Source organism: Mesorhizobium maamorense, assembly GCF_044998965.1.
In the GTDB taxonomy this organism is placed as follows: domain Bacteria; phylum Pseudomonadota; class Alphaproteobacteria; order Rhizobiales; family Rhizobiaceae; genus Mesorhizobium.
The window spans coordinates 4,427,378-4,441,683 of sequence record NZ_CP173356.1; the positions used below are offsets into that span (position 1 = coordinate 4,427,378).

Sequence of the window (14,306 nt, forward strand, 5' to 3'; positions counted from 1 at the left end):
CTCATGTCATGATACGGAGCGAGCGTCAGCGCGCCTGGCTGAAATGCCTAGCGGTTTTTGTGGCTCTGTTGGCCCGCTCTTACATGTTGTTCGTGCGAGCCACCCCGCATGTTGGAGCCGTCGCCCTGTTGCCGCTCATTGTTGCCTGCGGCCTGTTGCTGCTGGCGGTTCTTGTTTTCCGTGTTCTTGTGGCTCTGCTGGCCCGCCTTCACATGTTGCTCGTGGCTACCACCTTGATTGGGCATGGTAATTCTCCTTTCAATCCAACTTCGAGACGACGGTCGTCTCCCCCGGAGAATGCAGATTTCGGCGCCGACGTTCCCTCACGTAATATTTCGTGACATCCTGCCAAAGGGACGAAGGCGGACCGAGCTTGATGCCGACCGGCGGGAGAGAGCGACATGCCTGAAGCAGCGATCATCACCCCGAAGGTGTGACGCGCCACACTGTGTTTCCGACATCGTCCGCGATCAGCAGCGCTCCGGCTTTGTCGATGGCAACGCCGACCGGGCGCCCGCGCGCCTCCTCCTGGTCGTTGAGGAAACCTGTGACGACGTCTTGAGCCATGCCGCTCGGACGGCCACCGCTGAACGGCACGAAGACGACTTTGTAGCCATTCAGCCCAGGACGGTCCCAGCTGCCGTGCTCGCCGACAAAGGCGCCGCCCCGGTATGTCTGCGGCAGGCTGGTTCCGGTGTAGAAAGCCATGCCCAATGGTGCCACATGCGAACTCAGCGCATAATCGGGAACGATCGCCTTGGCGACCAGATCCGGGCGCTGCGGCATTACACGGGGATCGACATGCTGGCCGTAATAGCTGTACGGCCAGCCGTAGAAGCCGCCGTCCTTTACCGAAGTCATATAGTCCGGCACCAGATTTGGCCCCAGTTCATCGCGCTCGTTGACGACGGTCCAGAGTGCTCCCGTCTGCGGCTCGAAGCTCAAGCCGTTGGGATTGCGCAATCCGCTGGCAAAAATGCGCGATCGCCCGGTGGCCCTGTCCACCTCCCAGATCGCGGCGCGGTCCTTTTCCGCGCCGATGCCGTTTTCGGTGATGTTGCTGTTCGAACCGACGCCGACATAGAGCAACGAACCGTCCGGACTGGCGACGAGGCTTTTGGTCCAATGATGATCGATCGGACCGCCCGGCAATTCCGTCAACCTGACACCCGGCGCGGTGATCTTGGTGTCGCCTGGTTTGTAGGGGTAGCGCATGATCGCGTCGGTGTTGGCAACATAGAGGTCGTTTCCCACCAGGGCGACGCCGAAGGGCGAATTCAGGTGATCGAGGAACACATCCCGGACGTCAGGCACGCCGTCGCCATTGCTGTCACGCAGCAAGGTGATGCGGTTGCTCGGTCCCGTATCGCCGCCCGAGGTGACAAGCGATTCGATCAGGCCCATCACGATGTCCTTCGGCCGTTTGGCTGGCGGTTCCGGCGGGGCCTTCGATTCGACGACCAGCACATCGCCGTTCGGCAGGATGTAGAGCGAGCGCGGATGCTGAAGCCCGGTCGCCAGCGCATGGATCTGCAGGCCCTGCGCTACCGTCGGCGTTTCATCCTTCTTCCAGCCGACCACGGATGCAAGATGCATCGGCGGGAACAGATATTGCTTTATCTCCGGCAAATTCGGGTTGGGGCCTATCTGAGTGCTTGGGTCGGCGGCATCGTTGCTGCAGCCCGCGGCGCCGAGCGTCGCAAAGCAAAGGAATGCAAGCCCTGTACCATAAGCGCGTCGCTTGCCGGATCGATCAAACGGTTTCATCGGCCACTCCCACGTGGTGGCGGTAGACAAGGGCCCAGCCCAGCCAGCCGGTGAATATCAGGATGAGTACCACCAGCGCCGACAGGATAAGGCCTGTCGGCATCACCGAGGTCCAGGCATCACGGGTATGTATGAGCATGTTGAAGAAGGAGAGTATGACCGCCAGCGCATTGCCCAGCATGTGCAGCCACGCGGTTTTATGTGCGCGCACCCGGCGATCGCCCAGGAAGTCGGTGAGGCCGGCAATGGCGGCCAGCACGCCGCCGATCACGCCGACCGTCAGCAGCCAGGCGGAGAAATTCGCCCACATCATCTCCGCCGTCCGCCAGTAGTTCAGGTCCGTCAGCAAAGCGCCGACGAAGCAGGCGATGGGAATGGGCACGAGCATAGGATGGATGGGATGGCCGGCGATGCTGGCCGTGGAAGCCGGATTCTCCCTTGCCATGAGGAAGTCCTTCCATATCAACTTTTGGTTGGCCCATAAACAATCCCCAAGGCCGGAGGTTCCTGCCTGATGGTCCCGGCGGGTCGCCGCGGACCGCGTTCAGCGGTCAGATCGGCACGGTCGCCAGCACCTGGCGGGCGATGATCAATTCTTCGTTAGCGGCGATTGCGTAAACCTCGACCGCGCTGCCCTCGCCGGTGATCCGCCCTTTTCCCGACCGGTTTGCATTCGCGTCGAGCAACACGTCCAGCCATCGCAGGCGCTCGCAAACCGCTTCACGGATCTGCCAGGAATGCTCTCCGATCCCTCCCGTGAACACCAGCGCCTCGATACCCTGGAGCGTGGCTCCCATCGCCGCGATCTCGCGGGCGATCCGAAACGTGAAGAGATCGATCGCCTCCGCCGCACGAGGATCCTTGCTGCCAAGCAAGGTCCGCACATCTGCCGACACTCCCGAAACGCCGAGCAGGCCGGACTTGTGATAGAGCAAGGTCTCCAACTCTTTCACGGACATGCCGCGCGCCTGCTGAAGGTAGAGAAGCACGCCGGGGTCGATGGCGCCCGGCCGCGTGGCCATCATCAACCCGTCAAGCGCGGTGAACCCCATGGTGGTGTCGAGACTTCTGCCTTCGCGCATGGCGCACAGGCTGCATCCGCTGCCGAGATGCGCGACCACGCAACGCTTGCCCCGGAGCCCGGGCGAAAGCGCCTGCAGCTGGCCTGCGACGAATTCGTAGGAAAGGCCGTGGAAGCCGTAACGGCGGATCCCGCTTTCCTCGAACTCGCGCGGCAGCGCATAGCGGTTGACGGGCGGCTCCAGCGTGCGGTGAAAGGCGGTGTCGAAGCAACCGATCTGGGGTAGGTCGGGCAGCAGTTTGGAGATCGCACGAACCGGCGCCAGGCCGGCCGGCTGGTGGAGCGGTGCCATCGGCGTCAGCGCGTCGAGCGCCTCGACGATCTCGCCGGTCAGCAGGACCGGAGTCGAAAACCGCTTGCCACCATGGACGATGCGATGGCCGACCGCGCTCAGCGGAGCCTGCGCAAGATACGGATCGAGGACATCGAACAAGTCCCGCAGGAGAACCTCTACGGGCGGGCTTGCGGGCTTGACGGCGCGTTTGAAGATGGATTTGCCCGACGCGTCCTTGGCGACGAGGCTTGGCTCGTCATCCAAGTCTTCGAACGCACCGCTCACCGTGAGCACCGGCCCCTCCTGTGATCCGGCTTCGAACAGGCCGAACTTCAGGCTGGACGAGCCTGCATTGAGGGCGAGTATTGCGCTGGTCACGAGCGGCACTCCCCGGCGGGCACAGCCTTAACCATCCGCCGCGCCCGCTTTGTCGCGCCAGGCCCAGTTCCGGATCTCGGGCATGTCCTCGCCATGTTCGCGAACATAGCGCGTGTGCTCGTTCAGGCCGTCGGCAAATCGGGCCCTCGCATCGGCTGCCCTGGCGCTCAGGCCCGGCACCCGGTCGATCGCCTCGATGGCTAGGTGAAAACGGTCCAGTTCGTTGAGCACCGCCATGTCGAAGGGCGTGGTCGTCGTGCCCTCTTCTTTGTAGCCGCGAACGTGGAAGTTGTCGTGATTGGCCCGTTTGTAGGTCAACCGGTGAATGAGATAGGGATAGCCGTGGTAGGCGAAGACCACCGGCCTGCCGGTCGTGAACAGCCTGTCGAATTCCGCGTCCGCCAGGCCGTGGGGATGCTGCTCCTTGGGCTGCAGCGCCATCAGATCCATCACATTGACGACGCGTATCGCGAGATCCGGCATCGCCCGGCGAAGAAGGTCGACAGCCGCGAGCGTCTCCAGCGTCGGCACGTCTCCCGCGCAGGCCATCACCACGTCGGGATCCTCCCCTCCACGCTCGGTTCCCGCCCAATCCCAGATCCCGATGCCGGCCTCGCAATGACGTATGGCGTCGTCCATCGGCAGCCACTGGGAAGCCGGCTGCTTGCCGGCAACGATCACGTTGACCCGATTGTAGGTTCGCAGGCAGTGATCCGTGACCCAGAGCAGCGTATTGGCATCCGGCGGGAAGTAGATGCGCACGATGTCCGCCTTCTTGTTGGCGACGAGATCGACGAAGCCGGGATCCTGGTGGCTGAAACCATTGTGGTCCTGCCTCCACACATGGGAGGTCAACAGATAGTTGAGCGACGCGATCGGCCGCCGCCAGACAAGTTCACGCGAGACCTTCAGCCATTTGGCGTGCTGGTTGAACATGGAATCGACTATGTGGATGAACGCCTCGTAGCATGAGAAGAGGCCGTGCCGGCCGGTCAGCAGGTATCCTTCCAGCCAGCCTTGGCAAAGATGTTCGCTCAGCACCTCCATGACGCGGCCGTCGCGCGCCAGATGCTCGTCATAAGGCTCGATCTTTTCCATCCAGACGCGCTCGGTCGCGTCGAAGACCGCATCCAGCCTGTTGGACGATGTCTCGTCCGGTCCCATGAGCCTGAAATTGCGGGCATCGGCATTCAGCCGTATGACCTCCTCGATGAACGCTCCCATGAGCTTCGTCGCCTCGGCCCTTGCGCCGCCGGGTTTCGGGACCGCGACCCCGAAGTGGCGGAAATCCGGCAATCGCAACTCCTGCTTGAGCATCCCTCCATTGGCATGTGGATTGCTGCCCATGCGCCGCTCGCCATGCGGTGCCAGGGCCTGTAGCTCGTTTCGAAACCTACCCGCTTCATCGAAAAGCGTCTCGGGCCGGTAGCCGCGCATCCAATTTTCCAAAGCTGCGAGATGGCCTGCATCGTTTCGCGGGTCGGTGATCGGCACCTGGTGCGCGCGCCAGAAACCCTCGACCTTCTTGCCATCCAGCTCCTTCGGGCCGGTCCAGCCCTTCGGGCTTCTCAGCACGATCATCGGCCAGCGGGGACGATGATCCATTCTGCCGGTCTCGCGCGCTTCCTTCTGTATTTCATCGATCCGATCGAAGACCGTATCGAGCGTTTCGGCCATCAGCCGGTGCATCGCCCGGGGTTCGTCGCCTTCGACGAAAAAAGGTTCATAGCCATATCCAGCCAGCAAGCTTCGCAACTCCTGCGCGTCGATCCGGGCGAGCACCGTCGGATTCGCGATCTTGTAGCCGTTGAGATGAAGGATCGGCAGGACAGCGCCGTCATGGACCGGATTGAGGAATTTGTTCGAATGCCAGGAGGCTGCCAGCGCGCCCGTTTCCGCCTCGCCGTCGCCGATCACGCAGGCCACGACGAGGTCCGGGTTGTCGAACGCGGCGCCATAGGCGTGAGCCAGCGCATAGCCGAGTTCGCCGCCCTCATGGATCGACCCCGGCGTTTCCGCGGCGGCATGGCTCGGGATGCCGCCCGGAAAGGAGAATTGGCGAAAGAGCTTGCGCAACCCATCCTCGTCGGAACTGACCTCGGGATAGATTTCGCTGTAGGTCCCTTCGAGATAGGTATTGGCGACCATCCCCGGTCCACCATGGCCTGGGCCGCAAATGTAGATCACGTCGGCATCACGCTGCCTGATGATGCGATTGAGATGGACGTAGATGAAATTCAGCCCGGGCGTGGTCCCCCAGTGGCCAAGCAGGCGAGGTTTGATGTGCTCCGGCCGCAACGGCTCCTTCAGCAGCGGATTGTCGATCAGATAGATCTGTCCGACCGACAGAAAATTCGCCGCCCGCCAATAACGGTCGATAAGATCGAGCTCTCCTTGTTCAGGCCGGCTACGCATTGCCCGCACGAGTTTCTCCTTGGCAAAGCTGGTCGAAATACGATGCGTGCCGCCCGCATTGAATAATCCGACAGCGAAGTCGAGGTTCCCATCAAATGCGAGCCGCCCCACGCAGCCGGCCGGGGAAATCTTGCCTCAGCCGCGGATTTCACCATCTAAAGGCGATGCCATCGCCCGGAACCAGCAATCCCATGGACCCTCGCCAGGACGACCTCTTTGGTGCACCCGACAGCTTGCCGGAAGGATTTCGTTACCGGCCCGAACTGATCACGCCGGCGCAGGAAGCTGAACTGGTGCGGGAGCTCGAGAGCCTGTCCTTCCAGCCATTCGATTTCCACGGCTATCTCGCCAATAGGCGCGTGGCAGGCTTCGGCCTGCGCTACGACTATGAGCGGCGCCAGGTGATGGAGGCGCCGCCCATACCAGGTTTCTTGCTGCCCTTGAGGGACAAGGTAGCCGGCTTTGCCGGCCTGCCTGCCGCCGATTTCGTGCAGGTCCTGATCAACGAATATCGGCCGGGCGCCGGCATCGGATGGCATCGCGACAAGCCGCACTTCGGCATTGTCGCCGGAGTGTCGCTGTTGGCTGCTTGCAGTTTCCGCCTGCGCCGCAGGAACGGTGCGAAATGGGACCGCGAAACCGTCACGGTCGAGCCGAGATCCGCATATCTGATGGCGGGCGCCTCGCGGACCGAGTGGGAGCACAGCATACCGCTGGTGAAAGAGCATCGCTATTCGATCACGTTGCGGACGCTCCGGCCGTTGTGATTGTCGGACAGCGACTGCGACAGCCGGTGCAGCGTCTCGCGTAAACTGCCGAAGCGAAGAAATTTCAGCCGGGCATGAAACTTTCCCTGCCACCGATGGTTTTGCCGACGGGTTTTGCGGGTGAGCGATTCGATTGAGGAGGCGGCGATGAGCGCTACCGGACTCGAGATTTTCGACAAGACCACCCAAACCACCAATGTCTGGCTGGACGAGATCATGGCCGACCACGGACAGGATCGCCAGTTCGCTTGGCACCTGCTCGGCGTCGTCTTGCGCACCGTCAGGGACCGGCTTCCGGTCGACATGGCTTCGCATCTTGGAGCGCAGTTGCCGCTGCTCGTGCGCGGCACCTACTATGAGCAGTTCGAGCCGTCACGCATGCCGCAAAAGAGCCGTTCCCTGGAAGAGTTTCTCGGCCCCGTTGAGCAGGGCATGGACGATACGCGTCCCGTCGACCCGAAAGCTGCGGTTCAATCGGTCTTCAAAGTCCTCTTTCATCATATCGACCCCGGCCAGATCAGAAAGGTCCGCGCCTCGCTGCCTGCGGACGTACGGCAGCTCTGTCCCGATCCCGATACGAAACACTGAACCTCCTCTCGGTTCGAGAGGCCGGCGTGCTCAATAAAGGAAATCCGCCATGCCCAATGCCGCCGAAATCCTCGTCGACACGCTGATCAACTGGAAAGTGGAGGTCGTCTTCGGCCTGCCGGGCGACGGCATAAACGGCATCATGGAGGCGTTGCGCACCCGTCAGGACCGCATCCGGTTCGTCCAGGTCAGGCACGAGGAATCTGCCGCCTTCATGGCGTGCGCCTATGCCAAATGGACCGGCAGGTTGGGCGTCTGCCTGGCCACCTCGGGACCGGGGGGCACACACCTCCTTACCGGCCTCTATGACGCCAAGCTCGACCAGGCTCCCGTGCTTGCCATCACCGGCATGCAGTTCCACGACCTTATCGAGACTTTTACGCAGCAGGACGTCGACCTGACCCGCGCCTTCAACGACGTCGCGATCTTCAACGCACAGGTCTCCGATGCCGCCCACATGGAAAACCTGGCGGGTCTCGCCTGCCGCTCGGCTCTTGCCCGGCGCGGCGTCGCCCATCTGTCGATTGCCAGCGATGTACAGGAAAACGAGTTGCCCGAGGCGGACCGCTCGAAGCGAAACCGGCCCTCCCACACCCCCGATCGATGGTTCGAAGGCAGCCGGCTTCCGGCTGCCGACCAGCTCGACCAGGCGGTTGAGATTCTCAATGCGGCGAAAAAAGTCGCTATCCTGGCCGGGCGCGGCGCACTCGGCGCACGCGAAGAACTCGAACGCGCGTCGGATCTGCTGGCGGCGCCCGTCGCCAAGGCGCTGCTCGGCAAAGCCGTGCTCCCTGATGACCATCCGAATACGACTGGCGGCATCGGCATTCTCGGCACCCGCGCCTCGCAGGATGCGCTGAGCGAATGCGACGCCCTGCTGATTGTCGGATCGACGTTCCCCTACATCGAATACTATCCCGAACCCGGCAAGGCGCGCGGCGTCCAGATCGACCGTGACGCGCAGAGGATCGGCCTGCGCTACCCCGTCGAGGCAGGGCTCGTAGGCGATGCCGCCGACACCTTGCGTCTTCTCAACGAACGCCTCGAGCGCAAGAGCGACCGCTCCTTCCTGGAAAAGGCGCGGCAGGAAATGACCCGCTGGCGCGATGCAATGGCATTATCCGAAGCCAAGCCGGATGTGCCGCTGAAGCCGCAACTCGTGGTCAAGGCATTCGGCAGGCGTATGCCTGAGAACGCGATCCTGGCAGCCGATTCAGGACAGAATACCGAGATGGCTGCCAGGCACATCGACATGAAGGCCGGACAGGCATTCGGGGTTTCTGGAGCGCTCGCCTCTATGGCCTGCGGCCTTCCCTATGCGATTGCCGCCGGCATTGCCTTTCCGGGGCGGCCTATCTTCGCAGTGGTTGGCGATGGTGGGCTTGCCATGCAACTCGGCGAATTCTCGACCGCGGTACGGCACGGCATTCCCCTCAAGGTCCTCGTGCTCAAGAACGGCATGCTGAACCAGATCGCCTGGGAGCAGATGATGTTCCTTGGCAATCCGCAATTCGGCTGCGAGCTGCAGCCCATCGATTTCGCCATGGCCGCCGAGGCCATGGGCGGCATCGGCTACAGCGTCTCGCGGCCGGAAGAGGTCGAGGGCGTGCTTGAGGCGGCCTTCGCCACGCAGGGACCGGTGATCATCGAGGCCGTCGTGGACGCCTATGAGCCAATGATGCCGCCCAGGATGCCGCCGGATTATGCGAGGAATTTCCGCAAGGCGCTGCCGGACACGCCTGGACACGACCAGATCGAGGACAATGTCGGCGAGGAGCCGCTGAAGTCCATGATGAACGAAGTTTCCGAGGAAGCGTAGGCACAGCCGATCTCGCCCCACGTCCGCGACGGATGGCGACGTGCGCGGCAACACTGCATAGGGATACTTCTGCCGAGTCCGTGGGATCGGTATCGGCGCCCCGACCATCGCGGAAGTCTCGGGCCATGTACCGCTTCGGGGCAGATCCTGCTGTTGCAAAAGTGAAAGGGTCGTGCGGCAGAACTACCGCAAGCCACTGTTCTTGCATGGCAACTCAGCATCAAAAAATTTTTGGGACCCCTCTTGAAGAGATTTCTGGCCGTTCCCAGATCGTTTCGCGTCGAGGCTTCGGCTCGATGAAAAAGGCGTCGCGACACCTGCGGCGTCCCATGTTGCTTTTCGGAGGATATGGATATGAGAAGCGTGGATTTTGCGCCCCTTTACCGCACGACGGTCGGCTTCGACCGTCTTTTCGACATGCTCGACAGCAGCATTCGCTCGGACTGGCCTCCCTACAACATTGAAAAGAAGAATGAGAACAATTACCGCATCACGATGGCGGTAGCAGGCTACGACCTGGACGAGCTCGAACTCGTGCAGAACGGCGCCGAACTGTGCGTTACCGGACGCAAGAAGCCCGATCCAGAGCAGCGGCAAGTTCTCCACCAAGGCCTTGCGATAGGTAATTTCAGACAGGCCTTCAGGCTGGCCGACCACGTAAGGGTGAAGGCTGCGACGCTGAACTGCGGTTTGCTCGCCATCGAGCTCGTGCGTGAGGTGCCCGAGGAACTCAAGCCGCGTCGCATCGAGATTGGCGTCCGCGACCCTGAAAATACAACGAAGTCGATAAGCCAGGATGTGTCGCGCAAGGCGGCCTAGAATGTCGCAACAACCTGCGGTCCGCCTCCCGGCAACGCCGGGAAGCCAAGATTGCGGAGAACGGAGATGAGAAGCGAAGCTGATATCTTTCTTCAGGCCGGCACAAGAAAACCGACCCGCATCGACGTCTCGCCGGTGCCGAAAAACCCCGGCGACGTTCTCAACTGCTCAACCATGAGCCTTGAGGCGAAGCGTGCCTTGCTTGCCTCATGGGCCTCGGACGCGCATGCGGTTGACGACGCTCCGTCGCTGCGCAGGCTGGATGACGGCTCGGTCATGAATGTGGATGAGATCCTTCGCGCGCTGAAGGCACTGGATGAGCGCGAGCAAGGGCATCCGCCGCACAGGGCGGCGTCTCGGTCCCAGCGGCGTTCTTTCGGCCGCTTCCGTCGAGGGAGTTGGTCCCGCTGGATCGCGGGCATCCGAGGTGAAGACGATGATGACGATCCACCTCCGAGCCCGGTCTGCGCGGCGATCCCGCCGAGGGCAGGCGGTGGCGGGGCATTTTCCCTGCCGGAACCTGAAGCAGCCTAGAGCAATCCCGGGAAAAGCGCATACCGCTTTTTCCTTGGAAATTACGTAGAAACAAACAGTTAGAGCAGTTCGGCGTCTCGTGAAACGATGAACTGCCCCAATGAAGGGGTTGGGGCCAACCCCTCAAAAGCATCCAGCCAATGGAGGAAGTTCATGAATGACAAAAAGTTCGAGCAGCCTGTTCTGGTGAAGAACGGGGATTTCATGATCGAGGAAGTAGCGTGCCTCGAAGATGCATTCGAGTTTCTGCAGAATTGGCCCCGGAACCGCAGAGGCCCGATTTTCGAAACCGCCCTGCGCGCGTGTCAACGCGCCTATGACGGCCATGTCCCAGCCTCGCTGGCACGCGATGCTTTTGCCGGCTTTGCGCGCTCGGCCAGGATCCTTGAAGACGTCTCGACCTCCATACCCTGGATGGCGGGGATCAAGACGGGCAGAGGCGGCATTTCCGCCTGAGGAGAACGTTCGCCGAACCTTCGGTTTCAAGTATGTCAGGTTCCGAGCAAAGTCATGGAGAGCGCCTAATTCCGTAGGTCGTGCCGCCGGCAGGGCGCGGTGACCGGTGCTAACGCCGGTCACCATGCTTGGCGGTGCCGGTCAGCGGAACATCGAGCCGCCATCAACGTCGAGCGCCGCGCCATAGACGAAGCTCGCGGCGTCCGAGCAAAGGAATAGGATCGCGGCGGCCATGTCGTCGGGCCGGCCCATGCGGCGCATCGGCAAATTGGCCGCGATGCGGTCCTTGAGAGCCTGGTCGATATGGGAATGCATCGGCGAATCGGTCGGCCCCGGATTGAGGGCGTTGATGCGCACCTTCTTTCCCGCCAGTTCGCGCGCAACCGACTTCACCAGCGACAGCGTGCCGGCCTTGGATGCTGCATAGGCTGTGTCGGCGATGAGCCCGCCGCCGCCATGCACACCGGCGTCGGAGGCCACGCAGACGATATTCCCCCCGCCGGCATTGCCTTGCATGCGCTGCACCGCCCCCTGGACGGTGAAGAAGGTGCCCAGCAGATTGACGCCGAGGACGCGCTGCCAGTGCGCCCAATCCTGCTCCGCGATTCTCTTGGCGGTGATGATCGCCGCGCAGGTCACGACGTTGTCGAGCCGCGCCAGCCTGGCGTCGCAATAGTCGAACATGCGCCCGATGCTGTCGGGGTCACCCATGTCGGCCACCACCTTGTGCGGTGGTGTCCCGGCCGTTCCGCTCAATTCGTCATGGCGCTTCGCCAACCCCTCGGTATCGCGGTCACACATCACGACCTCGGCGCCCTTGGAAAGAAAGGCACGGGCGGTCTCGAAACCCATGCCGCTCGCGGCACCGGTCACCAGCACGGTCTTGCCAGCAAAACTGTCCTGGGCAAACGTCGCATAGGGGCCCATCATGATGTCTCCGTGAACAGTAAGGGTTGGCCAGCGGCAAGGTTGGCGAGGCGTGTTCAGGCCTTCAGGTGCAGTGTCACGAGCACGCTGCACTCCGCGCCGCTGTCGAAACGCGCCGCGACGCGCAGCCAGTTGCCAAAATGGCTAAGCCGCGCCATTGCCATGCCGTCGCGCTCGGCCGGCATGACAAACTCGGTGCCTTCGCGCAGCCAGTGCATTCCATCCGGCGAGATCTCGATCCACGCCGTTGCCGCAGGGCCGACAGGTTGCTTCAACGCGCGCACGAAGAAGATCGCCTCGCGCGCCCATCCTGCCTCGTAAGGCTCGCTGGCGGCCTCGCCGCGCCAGCGCTCGTTGCGCGAGACGACCGCGGTGATGTTCTCGGGCAGCATCAGAAGTCTCCGGAAATGCAGATGGAATCGACATAGAGGAAGGCCCGTTTGGCAACGTCGGTTTCAGCGAAGAGGCCGAAATTGAGCATGCACCACAGGTTCTTCATCGCCGGAATGCGGATCGAATCGAATCCCGAGAGATCGAAGCTGCGATCGTTGCAGCGCAGCCCGAGCGCCGTCATCGATTCCAGATCGAAATCGAAGCACAGATAAGTCCAGTTCACCTTGGTGGGGATCTCGTTGTAGCACAGGCGCTGCGATCCGCCGGGAAGGTCGAGCCATCCCTCCGGCGACAGGTGATAGTGGCTGATCGTCTTGTCGTCGCTGCCGATCGGGATGATCTTCTCGGTCTCGCGCTTGTATTGCCATTTTTGCAAGTGCTGGCCGTCGAGCGCGTTCAAAAAGCGCAGATGCGGCATGACCCGATCGCTGTTGCCATCCTGGTCTCCGCCCTGCAGGTCGAACAGGAAGCCGACGGAGCGCACATCGGTTTCGGACAGCTTCAGCGCATTGGCTTCGGGCTTGAAGGTGAAATACATTTCGAAGCGGATCGGTCCGCGCTTCCTGAATGTGTGGCGTTTGATGGCGACGTTGCGGGCTCCCGGCGCGGGACGTGTCGCAACCTTCAACGCATAGGATGAATCCATCCCCCCGTGTGAGCCGGCGTCCCAGTGCGCGAGCGTCGACAGCATGGCGCTGGTATGTTGCGCGTAGCCCGGCAGCATGGTGTCCAGATCGTCCTCATAGTTGCCGACAAGCTGCGACCAGCCGCAATGGCCGCGCGCGAAATCGTCGAACGACAATATCCGCGGCAGCGGGTCGAAGCGGCTGAGCGCGGGGTCCGCGCGCAACAACGCCAGCCGCATCGCCTCGGCGAGGTCAGCGCCCTGGTTTGGAACCTGGTTCTTCATCTCGGCCTCATCCGGCTTTCAGTTTCTTGACGGCGTCCCAGTCGATCTCTATGCCGAGCCCCGGTTTCTGCGGGACGTCCAGCGTGCCGTTCTTCTGCCTGACGCAACCGGGCGCGAGATCGGCCAGACTAGTCTTGAACGGGCTGGCGTCGCACTCGCACTCCATGACGCCGAAATTCGGCATCGCGGCTGCCAGATGGACGCTTGCGGTCTCGCAGACGATGCCCGACATGCCGATATGCGGCGCGTAGCGGACATCATGCGCCGCGGCGTAGTCGGCCATGCGACGCGTCTCGGAGATGCCGCCCGCGCGCGCCACGTCGGGCTGCAGCACGGACAGCGTCCGGTTGGCGATCAGGCGCTGCGCCTGGTCCAACGTGAAATTGCTCTCGCCCGCGGCCAGCGGCACGTCGCAGCGCCGGCGCAGTTCCTCGTAGCCCTGCTCGTTTTCCGGTTCCAGCGGCTCCTCGAACCAGAAATAGCCGTTTGCCGAAAGCGCACGACCTACCTCGACAGCCTCGTCCAGATTGTAGGCCCAGTTCGCATCGACGCAGAGCCCGATCGCATCGCCGGCGCGCTTGCGGATGCGCTCGATCCGTTTGCAGGCTTCGCGCACGGGCCGCGCCATCTTAACCTTGATGCGCGTAAAGCCCTCGCCGAGATAACGATCGAGTTCAGCGTCGGCGGCATCGTCGTCGACCCAGTTGACCGCGGCGGCATAGACGTCGATGCGGTCGCGTCCGACACCGCCGAGAAGCTTCTCGATCGGCTGCCCGGTCGCCTTGCCCAATATATCCCATAGCGCGATGTCCACGCCGGCGATGGCCTCGATCAGCACGCCGCCCGCCCTGCCCGAAAGCGCGCGGCGCATGGACTGCCATAGGGCGCCGATGTTGCGCGCGTCCTGGCCGAGCAGGCGCGGCTTGAGCGAGCTTTCGATCAGCTCGACATAAGCCTTGGGCGAGAACCGCGCCAGGGTTTCGCCTACGCCGACAATGCCCTCGCTCGTGCGCACTTCGACCAGGACCAGCGAGACCTTTTCATAGACGCCCCAGGACGTGACCGTGGGCCGGGGCAATGTCTGGCTGAGGGGATGGGCAATCACCTCGGCAATCTTCAGCGGCCCCGCCGCGATTGGATCGCTCACGTGCATCGGCTCCAGATTTCTCCCTTGGTCC

At 62.6% G+C, this 14,306-nt stretch carries 15 protein-coding genes; 6 read left to right on the forward strand and 9 right to left on the reverse strand.

All coding sequences use genetic code 11. From position 1 onward, the window contains the following. Positions 1 to 47 precede the first annotated feature (47 nt). The 5 genes from ACIU1A_RS22155 to ACIU1A_RS22175 all read right to left on the reverse strand — a co-directional run bounded on the left by ACIU1A_RS22155 (position 48) and on the right by ACIU1A_RS22175 (position 5,915). Positions 48 to 245, reverse strand: a complete 198-nt coding sequence (locus ACIU1A_RS22155) for a hypothetical protein (RefSeq protein ID WP_140496155.1) — start codon at positions 243 to 245, stop codon at positions 48 to 50. 175 nt (positions 246 to 420) lie between these two features. After that, entirely contained in the window at positions 421 to 1,767 is a 1,347-nt protein-coding gene (locus ACIU1A_RS22160) for a PQQ-dependent sugar dehydrogenase (RefSeq protein WP_404925289.1), read from the reverse strand. Then, complete coding sequence (locus tag ACIU1A_RS22165; RefSeq protein WP_404925290.1) at positions 1,754 to 2,212, reverse strand: DUF2231 domain-containing protein; 459 nt, start codon at positions 2,210 to 2,212, stop codon at positions 1,754 to 1,756. The genes ACIU1A_RS22160 and ACIU1A_RS22165 overlap by 14 nt, the downstream gene beginning before the upstream one ends. Positions 2,213 to 2,318: 106 nt before the next feature. Continuing rightward, a complete protein-coding gene (locus ACIU1A_RS22170) occupies positions 2,319 to 3,500 on the reverse strand; it encodes an acetate/propionate family kinase (protein WP_404925291.1) in 1,182 nt (393 codons plus the stop codon). A gap of 27 nt (positions 3,501 to 3,527) precedes the next feature. Further along, entirely contained in the window at positions 3,528 to 5,915 is a 2,388-nt protein-coding gene (locus tag ACIU1A_RS22175) for a phosphoketolase (RefSeq protein WP_404927993.1), read from the reverse strand. 191 nt (positions 5,916 to 6,106) lie between these two features. On the opposite strand from ACIU1A_RS22175, the gene ACIU1A_RS22180 reads away from it, so the two are divergent. The 6 genes from ACIU1A_RS22180 (at position 6,107) to ACIU1A_RS22205 (ending at position 10,898) form a co-directional block, all read left to right on the forward strand. Beyond that, the gene (locus ACIU1A_RS22180; RefSeq protein ID WP_404925292.1) at positions 6,107 to 6,682 is read left to right on the forward strand and encodes an alpha-ketoglutarate-dependent dioxygenase AlkB; all 576 of its coding nucleotides are present in this window, start codon (positions 6,107 to 6,109) and stop codon (positions 6,680 to 6,682) included. Positions 6,683 to 6,829: 147 nt separating this feature from the next. Further along, positions 6,830 to 7,270, forward strand: coding sequence for a DUF2267 domain-containing protein (locus ACIU1A_RS22185; RefSeq protein WP_140496159.1), 441 nt, complete (start codon positions 6,830 to 6,832; stop codon positions 7,268 to 7,270). A 49-nt stretch (positions 7,271 to 7,319) separates the two neighbouring features. Then, the gene (locus ACIU1A_RS22190) at positions 7,320 to 9,089 is read left to right on the forward strand and encodes a thiamine pyrophosphate-dependent enzyme (protein ID WP_140496160.1); all 1,770 of its coding nucleotides are present in this window, start codon (positions 7,320 to 7,322) and stop codon (positions 9,087 to 9,089) included. A 354-nt stretch (positions 9,090 to 9,443) separates the two neighbouring features. After that, on the forward strand, positions 9,444 to 9,908 hold the full coding sequence (locus ACIU1A_RS22195) for an Hsp20 family protein (protein WP_140496161.1): 465 nt from the start codon (positions 9,444 to 9,446) through the stop codon (positions 9,906 to 9,908). A 66-nt stretch (positions 9,909 to 9,974) separates the two neighbouring features. Further along, positions 9,975 to 10,442, forward strand: coding sequence for a hypothetical protein (locus tag ACIU1A_RS22200; RefSeq protein WP_140556667.1), 468 nt, complete (start codon positions 9,975 to 9,977; stop codon positions 10,440 to 10,442). A 153-nt stretch (positions 10,443 to 10,595) separates the two neighbouring features. Further along, entirely contained in the window at positions 10,596 to 10,898 is a 303-nt protein-coding gene (locus ACIU1A_RS22205; RefSeq protein ID WP_404925293.1) for a DUF982 domain-containing protein, read from the forward strand. Positions 10,899 to 11,039: 141 nt separating this feature from the next. Here ACIU1A_RS22205 and ACIU1A_RS22210 read toward each other — a convergent pair whose 3' ends face one another. The 4 genes from ACIU1A_RS22210 to ACIU1A_RS22225 all read right to left on the reverse strand — a co-directional run bounded on the left by ACIU1A_RS22210 (position 11,040) and on the right by ACIU1A_RS22225 (position 14,275). Then, positions 11,040 to 11,750, reverse strand: coding sequence for an SDR family NAD(P)-dependent oxidoreductase (locus tag ACIU1A_RS22210; protein ID WP_404927994.1), 711 nt, complete (start codon positions 11,748 to 11,750; stop codon positions 11,040 to 11,042). A gap of 131 nt (positions 11,751 to 11,881) precedes the next feature. Beyond that, on the reverse strand, positions 11,882 to 12,217 hold the full coding sequence (locus ACIU1A_RS22215; protein WP_140496164.1) for a hypothetical protein: 336 nt from the start codon (positions 12,215 to 12,217) through the stop codon (positions 11,882 to 11,884). Then, on the reverse strand, positions 12,217 to 13,083 hold the full coding sequence (locus tag ACIU1A_RS22220; protein WP_140522704.1) for a DUF6772 family protein: 867 nt from the start codon (positions 13,081 to 13,083) through the stop codon (positions 12,217 to 12,219). The genes ACIU1A_RS22215 and ACIU1A_RS22220 overlap by 1 nt, the downstream gene beginning before the upstream one ends. Before the next feature lie 52 nt (positions 13,084 to 13,135). Beyond that, positions 13,136 to 14,275: a mandelate racemase/muconate lactonizing enzyme family protein gene (locus ACIU1A_RS22225; RefSeq protein ID WP_404925294.1), complete on the reverse strand. Its 1,140-nt coding sequence runs from the start codon at positions 14,273 to 14,275 to the stop codon at positions 13,136 to 13,138. Positions 14,276 to 14,306: the final 31 nt, after the last annotated feature.